Raw genomic sequence first — 23,646 nt, 5'->3', positions numbered from 1 at the left:
ACAATATTTTACTTCGTATATTGATCAATTATCAGGGTGATGGCCCGTTGGCAAGCGGGGCAGAATTGGTCGTGACGTGTAAACATGATGCAGTTGGCGGCACTTCGGTATAAGCCTTTAGATTTGTACTGAGCACCTTCAAAAGCACCTACGTGGTTACTGTACCTCATGTTGGACAGGAGTTTTTCATCCCAGGCCTTTTTATCCAGAAAGAAGTTTTCCATAATTTTCTCGTCTACTTTGGCTTTACGCATTTCAACACGTTTCTTCTGAACTTCAATACTGTGTTTGTCGTATTTCTCCTTCTCCCACGGTGTTGGTAAAGGCGTATCAGCTGTCAGTATATCTTTCCATTTAATGGTTTCCGGGTCGGTGTTGGCCGTTACATTCAGTTCCCATGGCTCCAGGTGTTGGGCGTCCATCTCGTAGGCAGTGGCCGAGGTGTAATACTCATCGGCTAAATCGGCAAAGTGATGGCCAAACTCATGCACAAACAAATATTCCTGGAAGGCATTATTAACAGCAGCGGTGATATACAGGTTGTAAATACCGCCACCACCGTAGATAGAATCGTTCATCAGGATAGCAGTGAACTCATAGGGCACGGCAGCTGAAGCATTGCGAATGGTTTTATTATCGTAACCCAGGGCATAGCGCTCCGAGTTGAAAGCACCATAGGTAACCGATAATGCCGAACGGGTGTGAATATCCTGGTGTGGATGGTTAACGCCCGAATGTGGAGCCGGTGTTTCAACGGCACGGATGGAGAATTTCTCTTTATGCGAAGCAAAGGGCTCGGTGCTTAATAATACCTCAGCAAAGCGATTCGCATCTTTACGAAATTTACCCATATCTTCTTTGGCATAACCTTCGCCTAAGACTACAATGTCAACTTGTTTTTCAGGAGCTCCGTTGACCACTAGATCAAACGTATTGTAATGATTGTCGGCTGATGCACGAAAGGCTCTGTGGTGATTCGGATTAACATTGTAAGTCCACACCAGGTCAAAACCGTTTTTGATATTACGCTTGTAAATGGTGACATCCACCTCTTGTTTAGGCCATGGAAAACGCAATGATTCATGGAAGCTACCCCAGTTATCTTTGGCATCAGGGGTTGTTTCCCATTCACCATAAATACTAGAATAGCCCCTGGAATAAAGAACTTCGCCCGTTTGTGGGTCTTTTACATCAAAAAAGTACTTGCCCAGGCGTAGGTCGTCGATGAGAATGGTTTTACTACCGGCCCATTGGCCGTCGTTCACCATCTGGTCAAAAGCAAAATGTTCCTCACTGGCATTGCCAATGTGGTTATAATCAAGGCGCATGGTTGCATTGCTAAAGTACTTGTCGTACTTGGCCTGGCAGCTGGTCGAGAAAATGGCCAGCAATGTCATTAAAAAAATGTAGTTTTTAAGCATAGCTCGAATATTGAGTTGAGAATTAAAAAGCAAGTTAATTAATCTGCTTTAGATAAACCTTGAATAATATCATTTAGGTGAGGAACAAGAAAAACGGCTACTGCATTTGCAATAGCCGTTTGGACTTATAATTAACTGTTTATGAAGGTTTGATGTTTTGGTTAATATGGAAGAGATTATCCGGATCATACTCTGTTTTAACTTGAACAAGCTTATCGTAATTTTCGCGGTAAGATGAGCGGATGTGTTCTTCACCCTCTTTCATCATAAAATTAACATAGGCGCCTTTAATGGCGAATGGTGTCATGGCATCATAGTAGGAACGGCACCAGTGTGTCACCTTTTCTTTATTGATTGGTTCCGGATCAACGCCTACAATTACCTGTACCCAGCGAGTATTACGGTTAACCCAAGCCGTTTCTTCTGCTGCCACCTGATGTACTTTTCCATCAATAGGGTAGAAGTGCGTTGTTGAGTGGAGCGATGGCAAAGTTTCGCCATAGCCGATATTGGCATCGATGCACGCATCACTTAGTTCATTCACATAGTGAGCTTTCCAGTACCATTGATAGCCGGCCGGGTAAAGGTCGTCGAATAAGCTGTTTAAATCAGGTACAGATATCTCCATGATTAAATCAAAAATTGGCTTTTTGAACTCACGTATTGGACGATATACTTCTTCAACCTTGTCGGCTGGGCCGGTGTAGTTCCACACAATGCCGCATACCTTTTTATGGTGCAGGTGCTCAGGGAAAGGGTCGCCCGGAGGCACCACCAGAAAGGCGAAGAAACCGTATAAATCATTATCAGTTTCCTTAGTAAACTTATCGAAGAACTGCATCACTTCTTTGGCGTCTTCGAGGGCCCAGAACATTGGGCCTGCATGCACAATGCTTATTGGGCTGAGCTTAAATGTAAACTCCACAACCACCCCAAAATTGCCACCGCCACCACGGATGGCCCAAAATAAGTCAGGATATTGGATAGCATTGCAATTAACGATTTTGCCACTAGCCAATACAACTCTGGCCCCAAGTAGGTTATCGATGGTGAGCCCCAGCTTGCGGGTAAAGTATCCAATACCACCACCGAGTGTTAAGCCGGCAATGCCCGTTGTACTGATAATACCTCCGGGTACCATTAGTCCATGTTCGTGAGTGGCTTTATCTACCTCGCCAAGTGTGCAACCACCGCCAATCCTAGCTCGTTTATTATCTACATCAATTTCTATCTGTTTCATGGGCGACATATCAAGTACCAGTCCGGCATCGCAAGTGCCCAGTCCAGCACCATTATGGCCACCTCCTCTAATGGCTAAATCCAGTTTGTTTTCTTTGGCAAACAGAACGCCGTTTTTCACATCCTCTTCATCTTCGCAAAAAAGAATAGCAGCAGGATGTTTGTCAATCATGGCGTTGTATACTTTCCGTGCTTCATCATACTGTGGGTTATCAGGTAGGATGAGTTGACCACGGCACTTTTGATTTAAAGATTCGAAGTTCATAGCTTGTTTTTTTATGGTGAATAAACTACGAATGAGTGGGGAGCTAAGGCGTACTTAAACTGCTAATTGAGATGGGGCAATGCCGTATTTCTTTTGAAAGCATTTAGAAAAATACGAGGGGTTATTAATACCCACCTCCAGTGCTATTTGTGATATGTTTTTGGGACTTTGGCGTATCAGGTAAAAGGCTTTTTGTAATTTAATGTCACGGATAAACTCCACCGGTGAGTTACCCGTTAGTGAGCGGGTTCTACGATATAATTGGGTGCGACTCAGACCAATTTCACGACTTAAATTGTCAACCGTGAAATCGTCATCGGCGTAGCGGGCTTCAACCAGGTCAAATAGCTGATTGAAGAATTGTTGTTCGGTTATATCGAGAACAGATAGATTATTGCTTATGATTTCGTCTTCACATAAAAAACTGAGTTTACCTATTTCACTACCTACTTTAATTTGCCCATCAGCGGCGACCTTGCAAAGTCGGCTACTGTCGCGAATGGCTTTTTCAAATAAGCGGTCTTCATGTTCGGTCACTGGCTGTCCTACGCTAATGCCCATTTTATAGCGGATATTCCAGGGGCTCCCTGTTGAGTCGGAAAATCGTTTGTCGTATTCTTCTTTAATAGCTAAGGCACAGCGAAGCGCTCCTTCTGGTGTCATAAAGGTGGCAATGATACTTTCTTTTTGTAGTTGCTTCAGTAATCGCCCCTGGTGTTTTGTAATGTGCTCATTGGCAACATTTCGTGGCACCTCCGGAAATTTGAGCTGTTCAAAGTCCACAGAGTTAATCAGCTGAGTTAAAGCAATAATATCCAGGGTTAAAATAAAGCGAAAACCCGAATCTGGCAGGTCGTCCTTTTCCATTACCACACCGTGGTCAATAGTCTGACCATAGGCCATAAAGGCAGAGTACAAACCTCCGTCTACCTCAACAATATTGCACGCCGTCATGAAATTAGCTTCCATATGAGTGGCCTGACAAGCTTCTTTGCTTGGTCCTTCTATCAGACAAAAAGCCATTTCCTTTTCTTCATTGATCCAAAATTGATGGTATTTAACGCCATACTTAGCCTGTACGGCCACATCACGTATATGGGCTACTTTTGCATCTTCTAAGCGTATGCCCGGCATGTGGTGACAATCCATATATAATGGCATAGCTAAAATTTTATAGGTGAGTAAAAAAGGTAAACGTCAACGGGATGAAAATGTTCATCCCGTATTTTTGAACGCTTGAATTTGGTTTTATTTGGAGGCGGATGAGCCGTTCAGCTCATCCACACGTTGTTCTATATGTTTAATTAGTTCTTCCATGGCATCCTCAGGGCTGAAACTGACGAGGAATAAATCTTCGATCACAACAGCCGTATGCCCCGGTTTCATAAAGAAAGCCTCGCCTTTAGCAAATACTTCCTTAGAGCCATCTTCGTACATCACCTGTAAAGACCCCTCGATAACATAGCCCCAATGCGGCACCTGGCAATGGTCGTTTTGCAAGCCCTGAAGCAATGGTGTGAAATCGGTGCCGGCCGGTGCATTATTAATGTCTACAGCCATGCCGCCCCAACCTTTAATAATCGGTAAAGTCTGGTCGTGAGGAAAATCATCTAAATGAACATGGGTACATGCAGGTACCTGACCTGCGTTAATGGTGTATTGATTCTTCTGGGCATAGCAAGTAGTGCCCAATAGTATGGTTGATACTATAATTACGATTAATTTTTGCCGTTTCATGGTACTTAATTTAAGTTTCAACAATGAAATTGTAAGCTTACGATGAGCACAAAAATATAGTTGAATAGGAGCGATGGGCGACCATAAATAATCCAAATGCTAACACAAATGTTGCACTGTCAATGAGCAGGAATAAAAAAACGGCCACCTAATGGCAGCCGTTTCAATGGTTTGTATGTCTTCAACTTCACTTAAAATGATGGTTGAAAATTAAGCAGATAATGGTGCAGTGGAGAACTGATGTTAAAGTGTTTTATTATAAATATTTATATTTGGCCAATTCTAAGACAGCCTACACAGATGAGAATTGAGGATAAGATTATATTTAATGAAATAAAAAAAGGAAATAAAGAGGTATATCAGTCTTTGTTTGATGATTATTATGAGAAGCTTGTAGCTTTTGCCAAAAGCTTTTTGTTCGATCAACACGAAAGCGAAGACTTGGTGCAGGATTTATTTGTTTACATGTGGGAGCATGCTTCAAAGGTAAATATTTCAACTTCCATTAAGGCCTATTTTTACCAATCGATCCGCAATAAATGCATAAATCATTTGAAGGCCCTTAAGGTTAAGGATAAAAACAACCTGCTGTATATGGATGGTGTATTGCAGGCCGATGATGACTTGCAGCATTTTGATCCAAAGCTATTGAATGAGATAATGCAATCAATTGAAGATCTGCCCGAACAGATGGGGAAAGTATTTCGGATGAAAATGCTTGATGGCCTGTCGAGGGAGAAGATAGCTGAGGAGTTAAATGTTTCAGTGAATACGGTAAAAACTCAGTTGCAACGCGCCCGGCAACGTTTGCGTGAAAAATTGCTGCAGCGAACAGGGCTATTATTTCTTTTGTAATCGCACATCTGCATATAAGAAATTCAGGGCTTTAAATAGCCTATTAATGAAAAGAGTGAAAAAAAGTAAAATTTTATGTCACCCTTTGTCATTTGAGCTTGTCTTTGTCTTGAAATGAGCAACTCAAAAATGAAAAAAGACATCGTTAGTATAGATATTGAGCTGATTCGCAAAAAAGCGCGTCACGAGCTTTCTCACGAGGAAGAACAGCACCTTGAGGCGTGGTTGTCGTCCGATAAGGCGAATAAAGCTTACTATGAAAAAGCTCAGTTTTATTACAAAACCAAAGGGGTATTTAATGCACAAAAGATAGATCGGGAGCATGCCTGGAATATGGTAGCGCGTCGATTAAAACGCGGAACGAATAGTTTGGTAAAACGATGGACGGTGGCAGCGGCTTCGGTAGCTGCCGTTGTGGCTTTGGTTACGCTGGTAACGTTAGTTGTGAAACAACCTGCTGAGCAGGTACAGGTGGCTCAAAAGGTTACTGCTATTGAGCCGGGACATCGCAGTGCAGAGCTGATTTTAAGTAATGGACAAAGGGTAAGACTGGGTCAGGGCAGTCAGGAGCTGGTTGAGGAGAATGGAACAACGATAAACCTGGCCAGTGAAGAGGCAATATACAAGGCCGATGACCAAAAAGCAAGCGCTGACGATTTGCAAAACACCATCCGGGTAGATAGGGGCGAAGAGTTCACGCTTGTATTGGCAGACGGCACGAAGGTGTGGATTAATTCAATGAGTGAATTACGCTTTCCGGTCAATTTCAGTAAAGCAGTAAGAGAAGTAGAAATATTAAGTGGTGAGGCCTGCTTTGCTGTTGCACACGACCAGCAACGTCCGTTTATTGTTAAAACACCTGGTCACGATGTGGAGGTTCTGGGTACTACATTTAATGTGAGTTGCTACAAAAATGATGAGGCGATCGAAACGACCCTTGTTGAGGGGCTTATAAAAATTAGTAATCAGAAAGGAATTCCGGAGCCCATCATTATTGAGCCCAATCAGCAATATGTTTTCTCTAAAACGACGTTGGATGCAAATGTAAGAAAGGTTAACGCATCTGTTTATATGGCTTGGACGCAAGGCCGGTTCATTTTTGAGGATGATTCGTTGGAGAGCATCTTTAAAAAACTAGAACGCTGGTACGATATTGATGTATTCTTTATCAATAACGAAAAGCGCAACGAATCATTTAGCGGACGCCTGCCAAGATTTGAGAATATTGATGTGATACTAAATATGATTGAAAAGGTAAGTGATGTCGAATTTAATTTACAAGATAATACAGTAACAATAAAATAGAAAAGTGTGTGATCAATCCTAAACAAAGAGAGCGGAAAAATTGGCCCTTTTTCCGCTCTGTAATAAAAGGAAGATCCCTTTATTAATTCAATAATCAATACAAAATTATGAAAAAAATGTCAGAATGGGTCTTCGGCTTTGTGAGAAGTCGAAGGCGTACGTTATTTTTTATGAAGAATTTAATTCTATTATTATTCATTCTAAACCTACAAGTATCGGCAACAGTGCTGAGCCAGGAGCGGGTGACACTCAATTTAAAGAATGTTACGCTGAAGGAATGTTTGAAAGCGATTGAGCAACAAACCAACCTTGGCTTTTTATTCAATGGTAGAGAGTTAGGTAAAATAGAAGGTATTTCTATTAATGTGCTAGATGAACAGGTTGATAATGTGTTGGAGCCTTTGTTGTCCGAACAGGGATATGCTTTTTCGATTGAAAATGGGGTGATCTTAATTCATAAAGCGCCTGTTATCAAGGTAGAAGATTTGAATATGCCTGCACAAGATAAAAAGGTTAAGTTAACAGGTACAGTTAAAGACGAAGAAGGCGCACCCATTCAGTTTGCTGCAATTAGCATTAAAGGTACTACTTTGGGTTGTGTTACTGATATCAATGGTCAGTTTGAGCTGGAGGTAGAACATAAAGAGGGCATGGCGCTGGTAGTTTCTTGTTTATCATACACCGATGTTGAAATCGTTGTTGGTCAACAAACACGCTTCGAGGTAGTGTTGATTCAAGAGATGCAAGGTCTTGATGAAGTAGTGGTAACAGGTTACCAGACACTATCGAAGGAAAGGGCCACTGGAGCGTTCGATAAAGTTGATAAGGAGCAGATTGATAAGCCGGCAACGAATATATCAGAACGCTTGGTAGGTACCTTGGCCGGTGTGCAGACAACCGTGGATGCTAATGGAAATGTGTCGATGGAGGTACGTGGTAAAACCAGCTTAAGCAGATATGGCGACCAGCCTTTGGTTGTAGTTGATGGCTTCCCTATTCAAGGTGGTTTGTCAAGCATCAACCCGAATGATGTGGAGAGTGTGACCCTACTGAAGGATGCGGCAGCAGCTTCAATCTGGGGTGCTAAGTCGGCTAACGGTGTTATTGTTGTAACAACTAAAAAGGCAGCCAAAGGCAAAGCAAAGGTGGAGTTTTCTTCTTTCTGGAAATTCTCTCCAAAACTGGATCTGGACTATGTGAATCCACTGGCCAGCAGTGCCGAGGTGATTGAATACGAGAAGCGTGGCTTTAATTCCGATATGTTTGGCGGGCCATGGGCAGCACCATCTTTTACCTTATCAAACATAGATACGCCTCATTCATTAGGTTATATTACCATGAACGATTACCGTTTAGGACGTATCACTGAGTCGGAGATGAATGCGCGTCTGAATCAATTATCTCAACTGAACAATAAAGAGCAGATTAAAGATAACTTGTTGCAAAACCCGTTTACACAGCAATATAACTTAAGTGTGTCGGGGGCCAGTGAGCGTATGTCTAACGTGTTGACCTTGATGTATGAAGGCGATAAAGACAATTTCAAAGAAAACAAGGGTGAGAAATTCATGGTTAATTACCGCAATCAGCTGAAGGTGACCAAGTGGCTTGATTTCGACTTTGGTGCCATGATACAGCTAACGAATCGTACCAATAACGGTGTTAGTCTTAGCGATATTAACTCCTTATCGCCCTACGATATGTTGAAGAATGAGGATGGTTCATTAACTGACTTAAATCATCTAAACTACTACCAGCCAATTCTAAACGAGTTGCTTGACAAGGAGGCCTTCCCTTATGCCGATTGGTCGTATAACCCAATTGATGAGATTCAGCACCGAGATCGTACCAATCGCCGATTGAACGTGCGTCTGCAGGCAGGTTTGGGTGTGAAGATTTTACCTGGTCTGAAGCTGGATAGTAAATTTATGTATGAGCAGTTTAATTCGGCAAATAAAAGTTACTACGCTGAGGAGTCGTTTACTATGCGTAGCTTGATTAACGAGACTTCTGAATGGAACCGAACAACTGGTGAAGTGACGCAGAATGTACCATTTGGAGGAGCCTTACAGCAAAGCTCATCAATGGTGCGTAACTACAACTTCCGTAATCAGTTGAGTTTTAACCGTACATTTAATGAAAAGCACGCCATTAATATTATTGCCGGTAGTGAAATCACCGACCGGGTGACAGAATCGAAGTACGATGCAGATATTTTAGGCTATAATGATGATAAGCTAACGGTGGGACGCTTACTAAATGATTATAAAACGGCGAAAATGTGGAATGGCTGGCCACTGGCATATGCTCGTTATTTCCATCCAATAAGTTTATACAGCATGCCATCATTTGGCTATGGTACCGACCGCTATTTCTCGCTGTATTCTAATATGGCTTATACCTATAATGATAAATACACGGTTTCGGGTAGTATCCGAACCGATGCTTCTAACCTGATTACCGATGATCCGAAATATCGCTATTCACCATTCTGGTCAACGGGTATTGGCTGGCAAATGCATAAAGAAGACTTTTTAAGTAATGTGGATTGGCTAGATCGCTTACACCTGAGAGCTACCTATGGTTTTAACGGTAACGTCGATCGTTCAACTTCGTTTAAACCATTGATTAGTATTCCAGGTACACCTGATGCGATTACCAACGATACTAAGGGTAGTGTGTCAAGCTATGGTAACCCAACATTGCGTTGGGAGCGTACCCGTACCATTGATGTTGGTGTTGACTTTGCCATGTTAAAAGGAAAGTTAAATGGTACCGTGGACGTGTATAACAAACGTAGTGAAGATCTGATTGTAACCCAGTCAATCCCTTCGGTACATGGAACGCAAAGTGCAAGGTTTAATAATGGTTCCATGCTCAACAAAGGTATCGAGATAACCCTTGGTAGTTATCTGCCAATAGTTGGCAAAGACATCGTGTGGAACGGTAGTCTGAATCTATCCTACAATAAAAATGAAATTGAGAGTTTGTATAAAACAAGCTACGGTTTTTATGATATGACCGGTAGTAGCGATCCTACTGTGAAATATATGGAGGGTCACAATGTGAATACTTTGTGGGCTTTGCGTTATGCCGGACTGACAAATGTTGGAACAGAGACAGACCCGGAGATGACACCTTCTTTCCATGGTGTTGATGATGAGCAATACACTTTCCGTGCATGGCCTCCGGGAGTGGACGCTCGCGAGTACATGTCTGACGAAGGTACAACGGTAGCGCCTTATACCTTAGGATTCCAGAACTCGTTTAAAGTGTATGATTTCGATGTGTCGTTCATCATTACCGGTAAGTTTGGTCATGTATACCGTCGTCATTCGTTTAACTACCCGGCTATGTCGCAAGGTAATAATCTGGTAAATAACAAATATTCCGAGGTAGTGAATGGTGATCCAAATGAGATAGTGCCAATCCCTGAACAGGAGAGAAAGTACTATTTCTGGGGGCGCTTCTATCCATACCTTGATTACCTGACCGCTGATGCATCGCACATTCGATTCCAGGAAGTGAATGTTAGCTATAATGTGCCAAAGCGCATTGTGACTAAATTAGGATTTGAGCGCATCAGGGTATATGGTCAGGTGAATAACCTGGGAACCATCGTATTTAATGACTATGATGAGGATCCTGAATACCCAATGGGTGGCATGAAACCACAGGCGATGTACACCTTTGGATTTAACTTCACATTGTAACAACTAAATCCGGTTATTTAAAAATTTAAATCTATCAAAATGAAAAAATATAGTAGCTTACTTTTAGTTTTAATAGCTCTGCTATTGACTGCTTGTAACGACTTTCTGGATAAGGAGCCCAATAAATCATCAAATGTGGTGCCTACCAAGGTTGAGCACTTCGATGTCCTATTAAATAGTTACCGTAGTTTTGCTTCAGAGGCTAACCGTGATGTAATACATGCTAGTGATGACTATGGTCTTTATACTGAACTCTTTGATAATAAAGATATTTACGGGGTTAATATCGTGCAGTTTGCCACTTGGGATGTGGAATACTTGCCCGATTATGAGCGTCCTTATTGGCCACATGAATGGGAAAAAATATTTGTAGCCAACATGATTATATCGAACCTTGACATAATGGAGGGCACACAGGAAGAGATCAGTCTTCTGGAAGCCGAGGCGCATTATGTGAGAGCCTACAGTTATTACCAGTTGGCCAATACCTACTGTTTGCCATATAGTAATGAAAACATGCAGGAGATGGGACTGCCAATTAAGCAGACCACCAGTTTTGAAGAATCGGCCGAAAGAGCAACACTTGAAGAAACCTGGGCGCTGATTGTAAGCGATTTGGGAAAAGCGCTTGAACTGCAGCGCAAATTGAAGTTTGATGATGATAAGTATCGTATCTGGCGAGGCAGTACGCCCGCTGTAAATGCTTTTGCGGCTCGTGTCTATCTGTGCATGCATGATTATAAAAATGCGAAGAAATATGCTGAAGCAGCTTTGGCCGACCACGGGGTGTTAGTGGATTACAATACCGAAATGAGCTATTCTAGTTTTGTTGAGGAAGTGACCGTGGATGGTGAGGATGTCCGAATCGATTATCCAATTACCTTCGATGGAGGCATGTATTCGCAGAACAGCATGGCCTGGAAAGAATTATATTATTACCGTTATTTATATAATGGAACTGAGTACTTCATACCTTCTAAAGACCTGTTGGCGCTGTACGACCAGACACACGATTTACGTTATAAGTACCATGTAGTTGAAGACTACTCGTACACGCGTGGTATGGTTGATCCACCGCTGAGCTATCCGTCTTACGTTTTCTGTGAAAATGGCTATTTGCCAAGTGGACCTACTGTTGCCGAGATGCTGTTGATTAAAGCCGAGGCACAGGTTCGACAAGGTGAATGGGAGCAAGGTTTGGTCACGGCTAACCAGCTGCGTGCTAAGCGTATCAGTAGCGATGCGCCAGCCGATGTGATTAACCTGTCGGCCGCCAATAAAAATGAAGCCTTGCAGTGCATCATTGACGAACGCCGTCGAGAAATGCCATTTACACAGCGCTTTTTTGATGTGCGTCGTTACAACAATAACGACGATGCAAGCGATGATGTGGTGATGACCCGTGAATTTTATCCATACAACTTATCGGCTATCCATGATAAGGAAGAGCCTGTAACCTATATCTTGGATAAGAAGTCGAGGAAGTTTGCCCGCCCAATTACAACTTATGACATAACTGTTTCTGAAGGAGTCATCAAACAAAATACCTATTAGCCTTAACCAATTGTATTCATTCCGGACCGGGCCTGCCTGCGTCCGGAATGGTTTACAGAAATGTTGATTTGAAAATGAAACAAACTTTATTTACGATATTAGGCCTGGCACTAATTTGTGTGGCATGTACCCAAAAGCCTTTGCAAGAAGTGCATTTAAAGGGAACGCTAAAGAATTTTTCTCCGGTGGAAACCATGCGGATTGAAACACCTGAAGGGTATATTCTACGCGAGACCGTTGAAATTAAAACCGATTCCAGTAACTACTTTGATATCACCATCCCGCTTGAGCAGCCGACCTATTTTCGCTTAGGGCGCAATACCTTGTATTTATCACCTGGCGATGACCTTACGATGGAGGTGAACCTGAATGAACCAAATGCAGCTGTGTTTAAGGGAATAGGAGCTGAGGCGAACAGGTATCTGCGTTCTAAGCCTTTCCCCAAGGGCGGCTCATACATTCCCCATGTTAACTTAAATAACCATCCTGATTTTGACGAGGTGCTTGAACGCCTGGCAAAAGTGGTTGAAAAAGCTAATATGCAATTGGACAGCTTGACAAATGTTAGTGAGTATTTTATGAAATTGGAGAAAGGTCGTATCGAATTTGATGCGGCTAATACCTTGCAATGTTACGGGTTTTATGCAAGCTGGATGAAGCAACTTAAAGATGACGATGCAAAAAGCTTCAAGGATAGTGCTGATGTTTATTTTAAACCTTATGTAAGTGCCTATTTAAAGGACGGTAACGATCCTGATTACCTGAACCTGGATACTTACCGCAGTATTTGCGAATCAGTGGTGGAACAGTTTGGAGCCAAGCAAGTGAATCAGGAATTGGTCGACTTTATCGAGGCTTCAAATCTTTGCTATGGTTTAGCTTCACTGGGGCCTGTTAAACAAGTGTTAGAACAGAGGGGCGAAGTGGAGACTAAACTACAATCAGAACGATATAAAAAGGTGATCAGTAAAGCGTTTCATAAATATGAAGTGCTGGGGCCTGGTAATGCCGCTCCCAACCTAACCTTTAGTACCACTGATGGGCAAATGGTGAGTTTGTCCGATTTTAAAGGTCAAATGGTGGTCATCGATGTGTGGGCTACCTGGTGTGGGCCATGTAAAAACGAGGCCCCTTATTTTGAGGAGCTGGCCCAAAAGTATAGTAACGAAAACATCCAGTTTATGGCAATCAGTATCGATTCCAATAAGAAAGCCTGGAACAAATACATAAGTGAGCATGACAAACAGTCAAAGCAGTTCATTTGTAGCCGCAGTGAATTTAAAGAATATGAACTGTTTGGTGTACCCAGGTTCATTGTAATTGATGAATCAGGTAAGTTTATTGATGCGTTTGCACCGGCTCCTTCTAATGCTGAATTTGAGAAGCTTATTATTGAGCATATTTAAGTTTTTTCCGATCGATAGATACATTATTCTATTCTCGTGAATTATTGTATTTATCAACTTCTTAATACATTCTAAACAACAAAGAGGCTGCCTGGAAAGGCAGCCTCTTTTGGGTTAACAGGATTTTAATATGTAATTAAGACGACCACCCAATGGAAGCCACTTCTATGATTTGTTCGTCTTTTTTACTCAACAATTATTTCATCGATAAATAAGAAGACACCTGTGCCTTCCAGGCGTGGATATCTGGCTTTTATTTTGATGTATTGAGCCTTTGTGCGATTGAATTCAATCGGTATAATCAGGTCGTTAACATCAAATGACCAGGGTTTTTGGTAGGTCTTATCCAATTGCCATTCGCCCGCTTGTGTATAGTCGGCACCATCGTCTGAAATAAGTACTTGCACTGTTTCAGGATAGAAAATACCCGAACCAGGTGCTTCAATGCAGCTGAACTTAACGGTTTGGATGGCGGTACTTTCTTTAAGCTTGATAATCGCTTCAAAATCTTTTTGAAGGATGCCTAACCACTTGCCATTACCCCATTTGTTACCACCAAACTCTGTGTCAACGAGGGTTAATGGTCCATTGCTGGAATATTTTTCAATAGGTTGTGAGAATAATTCTACCTCGGCACCTGCCGCTTTGTGAAGAATGGCTTCTTTCACTTCAGTTTCGCAATTCACTTCACCATTTTTAACAGTCACTGCTTTAATAGTGGCAGAAGCATCTAAGAAGAATGGGGTTGTGTATGTCATTCCATTAGTAAATGAAGGTTCAGTGCCATCAATAGTGTAGCGAATATCGGCCTTCAACTCTGTTTCAATGCGTACTTTCATTTGGTGTGTTTCGGGCTGAAATTCAAATGTGATACCAGGACGCAAAGCACTTTGTGCATAATTAATATTCATGCTCTCATAGCGCTTTAGCATACCATTCATCTTATTTTCGAAGTGCCTCCAGTTTTTGGTGCCTTTTTGTTGCCAGGCTATTTCCGAAAGGGCTGCTATTCGAGGGAACAACATGTATTCCACCTGTTGTTCATTAGGCATAAACTCAGTCCAGATATTCGCTTGAACACCCATCACCAGGTTGGCATATTGTGGCTCAAGACCCTCAGGAATTGGCTCGTAATCATACACTTTTTTAAGGGGGGCATAACCACCAAAAGCTTTTGGTTCATTCTTACTCAAACCTTGATAATGATCGAAATACAAGTGAGAGCCCGTTGTTAAAACTGTTGGGTGGCCTTTCTCCAGGTACTCTTTTACCTGTTTTTCAGAGGCCCAGTACATCACGGTGGCCGATGGCGACAATTGACCTTCTAGTATCTCGTGCCAGCCAATCAGCTTGCGGCCTTTCTCTTTTAACCAGGTGTCAAAGTGATTGATAAAATGACTTTGTAGCTCATGTGCATCGTAGCCATTCTTCTTCATCATCTTCTGGCAATCGGGGCATTTGTTCCAGAACTTCTTATCCACTTCATCGCCACCAATGTGGATGTATTCCGAAGGAAACAAGGTCAGAACCTCTTCCAATACGTCTTCCAACAACTGGTAACCTTGCGGATTGGCCGCACAATAAACAGCTGTGTTTTTAATGTGTTTTCCGTTAGCATCTTTACAAGCCAGGTGAGGGTAGCACTGAAACACCACTTCGGAGTGACCTGGTAATTCTATCTCAGGCAAAACGGTAATGTGCTTTTGGGTCGCGTAGGCTACAATTTCTCTCACTTCATCCTGGGTATAGAAACCGCCATACTTCTCTTCTGTATCGCCTTCGCGCCATACTTCAAATTCTTGCATCGGGCGTAAGCCTGGTTTTACCTTACGCCAGGCACCAATATCGGTCAGCTCTGGGTGCGATTTAATTTCAATGCGCCAGCCAATGCCATCTACCAGATGCCAGTGGAAAACGTTGAGTTTATGCATGGCCAGGTAATCGATGTATTTTTTAATAAATGATACCGGCATAAAATGACGCGACACATCCAGGTGCATACCTCGCCAGGCAAAGCGTGGGCTGTCGATAATGCGACAAGCAGGCAGTGCTAATTCATCGTCGGCATCAAATGTAGTTGGCAGTAGTTGTCGAATACTCTCCACAGCATAAAACAATCCTTCAGCTCCAGCCGATTGTATTTGCACCTGTTCAGAGCTGATGTTTAATACATAGCCTTCGTGCGATAATGAATCCAAAGAGGCATTTAATTCAAAGATAAAATCGGCTGAAGAGTCTTTTTCATTCTTCCAGATAAGCTCAATGTCTTGCTTTGTAATATCTTGCAACAAACTTGCAGCAGGCAACATTGCTGAGTCGGACAGCTGAATTTTCAGACTATTCTCCACAATGAATGCTTTGCCATTGTTTTGTTCTATAGAAAGCGGTTCTGGAATAATCTGGATAGCAGCCGATTGTTTTTTGTTATGGCAGCTGGTTAAACTTACGATAATAACGCTTAAAATAAGCCAAGGTTTAAATCTCATATTTTGTGTATTTGAAGTGTTTCGTAAAGATATGATTAGGTTACGAAAGAGAGAATGTGCTGATAGGTGAAAAATGTTCAGATACTAGGATGGATGTACCAAAAAGCAGCAGGTATGCTTCGTTAGTGTTTATGTCGTTGCCATTCATTATCTTCGTTTAACAATAGTTACACATTCTATGAAAGAAATTAATTCGTTGGGTAAAACCTTTGGCCCGGTTGGCTCTTTTAGTGGACTGGTTATTTTTGGTGCTGGCTTGTTTTTAACAGTTATGTCGGGTTTTGCTGGTATTGTGGTGGTTGTGATTGGTGCATTTGTAGCTTTTACCAAACCAATTACAACCATCGATTATGAGCATAAACAAGTGCGTAATGGCGATAAGCTATTTGGAATTATTAAAACCGGACAGTGGATAACTGTTAAACCGGATATGAAAGTTGGCGTTTATCATTCTAACAAGGTGTATCGCACTTATAGCCGAAGTAATCGTGCTTTGGATATTGAGCAGAAGCAACACCTGATTTGTCTCTTTGATGGAAATGGGCAGAAGTTAATGCCATTAAAGCAGGTGACGAAGCTTGATGAAGTTGAGCTTGAGAAGATGTCGAATGCTTTGGGTTTAGAGCGATTGAATTAAGGGGGAGGAATTAACTTCTTAAACATCTTCAAGGTGCTGTGGCAATTATGATATTTTAATCAAAAAGAAACGGCTACTGAATTCTCAGTAGCCGCTACTTCGTATAACCAAAATTGTCCTATTATTAATGGTCTACCTTTTTGTCTGTATTATCTTTCCTTGCATTGATTGTTCACCGCAGATAATGCGATAGAAGTATATAGTGCTGCCACTGCTTTGGCTTGTAAAGTCAAAAGAATAAGTTGTGCCAGCTTCAACTGGTCCGCTATAAAGAATTTTCACGAGCTCACCATTAATGCTGTAGATATTAACAAGCGCATTGCCATCCGTCTCAGCCGTAAATTCAATGGTTGTTTGGTCAACAAACGGATTTGGATAACTCTTGACAGTTGGTTCTGTTTGCGGCTTTTCAAATGTTAATGTATCCAGCATAATACATGTAGCTGCCTTGTAGGCTACCACAAATTCTGTCTGAGCTTCGGTGTTGTTAAAGCAAACATTATAGCTAAGGTCGAAGGCATCGTTTTCTTTTCCAAAGTTGGATATATCATCCACTTTAAAACCATATAAGCCTGAAGTAGGGTCGGTGTTGTTGAGCTCCGTTTTCCAGTTGTTTGAATTCTCCACAATGCTTACAGAACCATTCAATACTTCTACTGTCAGGTGCGAAAGCTCGTGACGACAACTGCCATCAGTGCTTACTCTTGCGTGATAGGTATAACACCCGTCATAGGTCTGGTACCAGTCAACCGGGATAATATCAAAGCAAGTATTTTCGCATTCTTCTGTAGGAGTAGAGTCGTTATTATTAACATCGTCCGTGCCATCTATGTCGTCTTCAGAGTTATCACACGAAAGAGTGACTGAATCGCTGGCGGTACAACCGTCAATACTGGTTACCTCGAGGGTGATGGTTGCAGCGCCAATGCCTGCAGTGTAAAGCAATTGAGTTGGTTGTTCATCCTGAATAAACCATGTGTCGTCGGCATTAGTTATGGTCCAGGAAAACAGTTCGGCATTTTCCACATTAGCATTCATGATATTATCAACACTTCCGCAAATGACCGCATTAGGAACACTTAATGATACTGAAGGGATTGTCGCTTCACTAATCACGATAGTTTGTGATGCTGAACATCCGTTAGCATCTTCAATAGTTATAAGGTATTCACCAGCTGTAAGATCATAACGAGATAAGCCATTGTTGCCATCGGGCCATATAATGTTGTAAGGTGCCGTTCCATCATTGATGTTTATCTCAGCTGAGCCTAAAGTGCTTTGACAATCGGGTTGTTTAACAAATACGCTAAAGTCTAATGCTGCTTCAGGTCTTGTGATATAGATGCTTTCGGTAATACTACAACCATTGGCATCTGTTGCTGTAAATTCATAATAGCCCTCTTTATCAATATTGATTTCACCATTGGTAAGCTGGTCCTTGTAATAGATGTCGTAAGGTGGCGTTCCTCCAGTTGCTTCAATAGAAACGATGATTGAAGAATCATTCTCCTGGCATGAGGCTCGCTTAACAGATGCATTAATGCTGATGGCGTTGGGTTCACTTACTTTTACATATTCACGGGTAGTACATCCATTGGCATCGGTAATATCGGCCCAATACCAGCCACCCGTTAAGTCAGTAATAGTTGAAGAGGTTTCTCCGTTGTTCCAGACGATGTCGTAAGGTTCTGTGCCATCTGTAATGGTTATTGTTGCCGAGCCACTGGCGTCACCATTACACGTTGGTTCTACAATTGAATGGTTAACGCTAAGCTTCTCCAATACCACATAGCCGGTTTTTGTTATGGAGCAACCATTAGCATCGGTAACGGTTACTTTATGGTTACCACTGGTAAGGTTAGAAGCTGTTTCAGTTGTTTCACCATTACTCCATAAGTAAGTATATGGCTCAGTTCCTCCACTGGCAACAACAGTAAGCGTTCCGTTACCTTCCTGATGACATTCAATGGTGTTGGTGTTTATGCTGGCTTGTAAGTCAGTTTGGTCAATCACTGTATATTTAAATGATTGTGAGCAGCCTAAAGCATCGGTAATCGTTGCATAATATGTGCCGCCCGATATGTTGTTGATGGAAGCACCAGTGTCACCCGAGCTCCAGGATATTTCATAGGGGCTTGTTCCACCTGAAATTTCTAAGTGTATATTACCGTCTGATTGACCACAATTGGCATGTGTGACAGAGGCATTCACTTTAATTGCTTCAGGCTCTGTGATAACAGTCTCCAGCGTTAATGATTCGCCACTGGCATCAGTGATGACAACCGAATAGCTTCCCGCCTGCAGATTGTCAATATCTTCACTGGTAGCGCCATTGTTCCATTGAAAAGTAATTGGTTCTGTGCCATTTGTTACCGTCACATCAATGCTTCCAGTATTGCCATAGCACATGATGTGCGTTGGATTTATGGAGGCTTCCAGTTGATTGTCTTTTAATTTAAGTTCATCGGTGAAAACACATTCACCTGCTTTATAGCCAAGCGTAAAGTTGTCATATAGCAATTGGTCCAGGCACTGGGCATCATCCGTGCAAACAGTATAGTTGACCGTGAATGAAGCAGCCACACCATCTTCACCAAAGCCTTCAGTTTCGTCAACCTTCAGACCATAAATATTGGTTGTTGGGTCGGTGCTGTTCAACTCCATTGGCCAGCCCATTGAATTGCTGGCTTCAGTAACCGTGCCACATGGTATTTCGACCGTAAAGTGTGATAAGGCTTGTGCACATTCGGATGCATCTACTTGCAGTTCAATTGTAATACAATTACCATCTTCAATGATGCTATTGACTTCCGTTGAAAAGCAATCGTTGCATTTACTGTCTTGAGCAAAAACACTCGAACTGGCTGCGAGTCCAAATGATAGTAGTAAGAGCCATAGCCTTAGTGTAGTAAGGTTTGTGAGGCGATAGAATTTCATATTAACGTGTTTGGGTGTATGATTTATACCCTTTAGTCATATGAAAGGTTTCATTCGTGGTGTTAAATATTGGGTTCGTCAAAAAAAACGGCCACCCCAGGGGCAGCCGTTTATATCTTACATCATGTAAATCGCTATTAGCAATTAGCCAACAGCTGGAAGCTTTTTAAATCTTGCCATTTACAATCTCCAATATCTCTTTTTCTTCCTGGATGGCTTTGTCTTCAATCACTTTACCATCAGCTAATACTTTCTCAACGTAAGCTTTATCATCAAGACCAGCCGCGTTGATTTTCACATTCAGGTAAGCACCCATCACGGCAGAGCGGGCACATAAAGCACCTACACCTGCATCGGTTACCGAGTTAGGGTTACCCACCTCAGCCATGGCACGAATCACTTCAAAACCTTTGAAAGCCACTTCCATCACACGGAAAGGTACCTGGATAGCGTATTTGGTTGCATCATCAATCGCCTTTTTGCGAGCTGCTTTTTCGGCGTCGGTTCCCTTAGGTAGACCAAAAGCATCCATAATTTTGTTGAAAGCGTTGGTATCTTCATCAACCAAAGCCAATAATTCTTTTTCAACAGCCATGCCTTTTTCAGCCCAGTCGCTGAACTCTTCCCAACGCTCGTCCCAGCCACGCTTATGAGCTGACAGGTTAGCTACCATAGTACCCAGGGCAGCACCCAGTGAACCAACATAAGCTGAGATAGAACCTCCTCCAGGAGCCGGCGACTCTGATGCTGTCTCATCAGCAAACTCAGTCAGGTTCATATCAATTAGCTGCTTCTTATCGTCTTTTAGGATGTACTCAATAATCTTCTTATCCGGGTCGAATGGATATAACTCATCCAAGCCCATCGACTTAACTGCAATCTTTATGATTTCACGCTCAGGGATGCCAGTTGAACGTTCCTGCTTGCGTAGGAAGTATTTACCGGCATCTAACATGGCTTGCAAGGGTACAACACCCACCATCTCAGAACCGGTCACGCGGATACCACGCGCATTGGCACGTTCATAAACCGCTTCGTAAGCTTTGTGCAATGATGTTACGGTAATGTCAGTCAGGTTCATCGAAATCTGAGCCACACCATATTCTTCAATGTACCAGCCAATACCTTTTACCGACTTCAACATACCCGGGATGTTCACCGGATTACCGTTCTCGTCTTTCACGATTTTACCGGTTACCGGGTTGCCTTCGCGCTTAACACGACCACGCTCGCGCACGTCGAATGCAATGGCGTTAGCACGACGAGTTGAAGTGGTGTTCAGGTTCACATTATAAGCAATCAGGAAGTTACGGGCGCCTACGGCAGTAACACCCGACTTGGCTACACTCTCGTTCCATTCAGCAGGACCGAAATCAGGCTTCCACTCAGCTGTGCCAATACGCTTAGGAATGGCTTCGTACTCACCTTCGCGGCAAGTTGCCAGGTTTTTACGTTTCTCTTCTTTAGCCGCAAACTCGTAGCAATAGATTGGAATGTTTAATTCTGTACCAATGCGCTCGGCTAATTTGTGAGCATACTCAACCGTCTCTTCCATGGTGATGTTAGCCACCGGCACCAACGGGCACACATCAGTGGCTCCAAAGCGAGGGTGAGCACCTTTGTGAGAGCGCATATCGATTAATTCCTGCGCTTTCTTAACCGCCTGAAAAGCAGCTTCGCACACTTCGTTAGGTGTTCCTACAATAGTTACTACCGTACGGTTAGTTGCTTTGCCCGGGTCAACATCAATCAGTTTAACACCGTCTATTTTCTTTATCTCATCGGTAATCTTATCGATGATTGTCATGTCGCATCCCTCAGAAAAATTAGGAACGCATTCTATTAGTTGTTGCATAGTATATGTTTTTGTCGATTTGTTTACTTTATATGGATGAAAGACCTAAGACAAAAGATGATTGACAATTGTAAATACTCTTATGTCTTGCGTCTTTTTATTATTATTCTGCTTCCCCCATCGCCTAACGGCACTTCCCCCAGGGGAAGATTTTGGATGGTTATAATTCTCCCCGTGGGGAGAAACCCGAAGGGAGAGGGGGCTTAATGTTTCATAGCCTCAATTTTATCTGATGTCTTCTTCTTACATCTTCAATCCGTTCAGGATGGTACATTCCACCTTATTCTCGCCATATGCATAAGGCAAATACTCAATGCCCGGAATCGGTTTTGTAATTACCACATTGGCTTTTTTACCCACACAGATAGAACCTAACTCCTTGTCTACGCCCATGGCATAAGCTGTATTTTTGGTTACGGCATGAATCACCTCTTCAGGCAGCATGCGATACAGAACGCTACCCATCGCCATAATTAACTGCATATTACCCGATGGTGATGAGCCTGGGTTAAAGTCAGATGCTAAAGCCACCGGCAGGCCGGCTTCCATCATTTGGCGAGCTGGTGCATAAGCCATATTAAGGAAAAAGGCAGCTCCTGGCAAGATGGTTGGCATCGTGCCCGAATCTTTCAGTGCTTTCATCTCTTCTTCACCAGTAAATTCCAGGTGATCGACTGACAGGGCGTTGTACTTAACACCCACCTGAATACCTCCCGAGTAATCCAGTTCGTTAGCGTGTATCTTTGGTGTTAAGCCATGTTTGGCAGCAGCATTTAATATACGGTCGGTATCTTCAACCGTGAAGAAACCCACATCGCAGAATACATCTACGTAGTCGGCCAATTTTTCCTGGGCAACAGCCGGTAACATCTCGTTAATCACCAGGTCAACATATTTCTCCTGCTGGCCGCGATATTCCATCGGAATGGAGTGAGCACCCAGGAAAGAGGATTTAATCGTCAGCGGACTGGCTTCTTTCAGGCGTTTAATCACGCGTAGCATCTTTAGCTCGCTGTCGGTGGTTAAACCGTATCCACTCTTAATTTCAACGGCACCGGTTCCCCATTTGATAATTTCCTCGAGACGCACCATGGCGTCCTCAAACAGCTGGTCTTCGCTGGCTGTAGCCATTAGCTTTGCCGAGTTAAGAATACCACCTCCACGGGCAGCAATCTCTTCGTAGCTCAGGCCTTTGATTTTATCCACATATTCCACATCGCGGCTTTTCGGATACACCAAATGCGTGTGCGAATCGCACCAGGCCGGTAATACCAAGCGGTCAGTGGCGTCAATGACCTCAATATCTGCCGGCAATGCTGCTTCGTCCAAATCGCTCATTGAACCATAGGCACTGATGTAGGCGCCTTTAATTAATAAGTAGGCATCATCAATGAATGGAAGTTGGGCCATTTGAGCACCGGCAATATATGGCTGGTTCTCTTTTTCGGTCTGAACCAGTTTTTTTATGTTCTTGATTAATAGTTGCTTCATCAGAATTGTATTAGCTGATTTTTACGGATTTAAAAGTAGAATAATTGTTAATAGTAAGTCTATGATTTTAATCAATTGGGTTTTTTAAAGTCCGGAGTCAGTGGCAGTGCATACCGCAATAAATAAACACAGAGCCGCAAAGGCACAGAGTTTATAAAATTTAGCAAGCTGTTAATCATCTTCCCCTGGCTTGTCACGTATAAACGAGAGGGAAGTGCCGAAGGCGATGGGGGATTCATAGTTATTGCAAGGATGCAAACCTGTCAGGTTTCTGTTTTCTCACCTTCAGCTCTTAATAACCTCAAAGGTGCTTAAAAACTTCGAATTGTTCTTTTCCTTCTCCTTGAGGAGAAGGTGAGGATGAGGTGTTTCTCCCAATGCTACCGCGCGAATCCTTTCGCGTGGTGTATTATCTTTATCACACGAAGGGATTGGTGCGACAGCACGGGCTTACACCCCTTTATCTCCAATATCCCTTCATTCCTCAAGAGTTGGTGTTTGTTTGTCAACATAATGATGTGCAAATAAAATTTAATCCTATTTTAGTATCCACTAATCGGAAATGAAACCGCCTCCCTGACCGGGGATAATGTGAGAGTTCAATGGGGCGGTAAATAATAGTTAAAAGTTAAATGTATCTGAACATGGATGAAGATACATGTGGGTGTTTAATATGTATCTGCATGTTAAGAAGGTATATTGGATATATAGTGAAGTGGATATATTTATTAGTTTAAAATAATAA

General features: G+C 42.5%; 14 protein-coding genes. 6 read left to right on the top strand and 8 right to left on the bottom strand.

The genetic code is table 11. The features are described from left to right. Nucleotides 1–8: 8 nt before the first annotated feature. The 4 genes from J1N10_RS01140 to J1N10_RS01125 form a co-directional block, all read right to left on the bottom strand. Nucleotides 9–1,421 carry an IgA Peptidase M64 gene (locus J1N10_RS01140; protein ID WP_262324831.1) on the bottom strand — a complete coding sequence of 471 codons (1,413 nt, stop codon included), beginning with the start codon at nucleotides 1,419–1,421 and terminating at the stop codon, nucleotides 9–11. A gap of 139 nt (nucleotides 1,422–1,560) precedes the next feature. After that, entirely contained in the window at nucleotides 1,561–2,925 is a 1,365-nt protein-coding gene (locus J1N10_RS01135; protein WP_262324830.1) for an FAD-dependent oxidoreductase, read from the bottom strand. 54 nt (nucleotides 2,926–2,979) lie between these two features. Further along, nucleotides 2,980–4,086 (bottom strand): nickel-binding protein, encoded by a 1,107-nt coding sequence (locus J1N10_RS01130; protein ID WP_262324829.1) that lies wholly within the window; start codon nucleotides 4,084–4,086, stop codon nucleotides 2,980–2,982. 87 nt (nucleotides 4,087–4,173) lie between these two features. Continuing rightward, entirely contained in the window at nucleotides 4,174–4,662 is a 489-nt protein-coding gene (locus J1N10_RS01125; RefSeq protein ID WP_262324828.1) for a cupin domain-containing protein, read from the bottom strand. A gap of 300 nt (nucleotides 4,663–4,962) precedes the next feature. On the opposite strand from J1N10_RS01125, the gene J1N10_RS01120 reads away from it, so the two are divergent. From J1N10_RS01120 to J1N10_RS01100, 5 genes are all read left to right on the top strand, one after another. Continuing rightward, nucleotides 4,963–5,517, top strand: coding sequence for an RNA polymerase sigma-70 factor (locus J1N10_RS01120; RefSeq protein ID WP_262324827.1), 555 nt, complete (start codon nucleotides 4,963–4,965; stop codon nucleotides 5,515–5,517). A 129-nt stretch (nucleotides 5,518–5,646) separates the two neighbouring features. Continuing rightward, on the top strand, nucleotides 5,647–6,822 hold the full coding sequence (locus tag J1N10_RS01115; protein ID WP_262324826.1) for a FecR family protein: 1,176 nt from the start codon (nucleotides 5,647–5,649) through the stop codon (nucleotides 6,820–6,822). 170 nt (nucleotides 6,823–6,992) lie between these two features. Continuing rightward, complete coding sequence (locus tag J1N10_RS01110; RefSeq protein WP_262324825.1) at nucleotides 6,993–10,535, top strand: SusC/RagA family TonB-linked outer membrane protein; 3,543 nt, start codon at nucleotides 6,993–6,995, stop codon at nucleotides 10,533–10,535. 39 nt (nucleotides 10,536–10,574) lie between these two features. Further along, entirely contained in the window at nucleotides 10,575–12,089 is a 1,515-nt protein-coding gene (locus J1N10_RS01105; protein WP_262324824.1) for a RagB/SusD family nutrient uptake outer membrane protein, read from the top strand. A gap of 74 nt (nucleotides 12,090–12,163) precedes the next feature. Continuing rightward, nucleotides 12,164–13,495, top strand: a complete 1,332-nt coding sequence (locus tag J1N10_RS01100) for a TlpA family protein disulfide reductase (protein ID WP_262324823.1) — start codon at nucleotides 12,164–12,166, stop codon at nucleotides 13,493–13,495. Nucleotides 13,496–13,680: 185 nt separating this feature from the next. Here the strand turns inward: J1N10_RS01100 and J1N10_RS01095 are convergent, their stop codons facing one another. After that, nucleotides 13,681–15,981: a beta-N-acetylhexosaminidase gene (locus tag J1N10_RS01095; protein ID WP_262324822.1), complete on the bottom strand. Its 2,301-nt coding sequence runs from the start codon at nucleotides 15,979–15,981 to the stop codon at nucleotides 13,681–13,683. Between the two features lie 178 nt (nucleotides 15,982–16,159). Between J1N10_RS01095 and J1N10_RS01090 the strand changes: the two genes are divergently transcribed. After that, nucleotides 16,160–16,618 (top strand): hypothetical protein, encoded by a 459-nt coding sequence (locus J1N10_RS01090; protein ID WP_262324821.1) that lies wholly within the window; start codon nucleotides 16,160–16,162, stop codon nucleotides 16,616–16,618. Between the two features lie 132 nt (nucleotides 16,619–16,750). Here J1N10_RS01090 and J1N10_RS01085 read toward each other — a convergent pair whose 3' ends face one another. The 3 genes from J1N10_RS01085 to hutI form a co-directional block, all read right to left on the bottom strand. Continuing rightward, nucleotides 16,751–19,555, bottom strand: a complete 2,805-nt coding sequence (locus tag J1N10_RS01085; RefSeq protein WP_262324820.1) for a T9SS type A sorting domain-containing protein — start codon at nucleotides 19,553–19,555, stop codon at nucleotides 16,751–16,753. 166 nt (nucleotides 19,556–19,721) lie between these two features. Continuing rightward, the gene (gene ftcD / locus J1N10_RS01080; protein WP_262324819.1) at nucleotides 19,722–21,410 is read right to left on the bottom strand and encodes a glutamate formimidoyltransferase; all 1,689 of its coding nucleotides are present in this window, start codon (nucleotides 21,408–21,410) and stop codon (nucleotides 19,722–19,724) included. A gap of 243 nt (nucleotides 21,411–21,653) precedes the next feature. Next, nucleotides 21,654–22,901 (bottom strand): imidazolonepropionase, encoded by a 1,248-nt coding sequence (gene hutI / locus J1N10_RS01075; RefSeq protein WP_262324818.1) that lies wholly within the window; start codon nucleotides 22,899–22,901, stop codon nucleotides 21,654–21,656. Nucleotides 22,902–23,646: the final 745 nt, after the last annotated feature.

It is taken from the genome of Carboxylicivirga litoralis (assembly GCF_025499605.1).
GTDB lineage: Bacteria > Bacteroidota > Bacteroidia > Bacteroidales > Marinilabiliaceae > Carboxylicivirga > Carboxylicivirga litoralis.
This window is presented reverse-complemented; position numbering and strand designations above follow the sequence as displayed.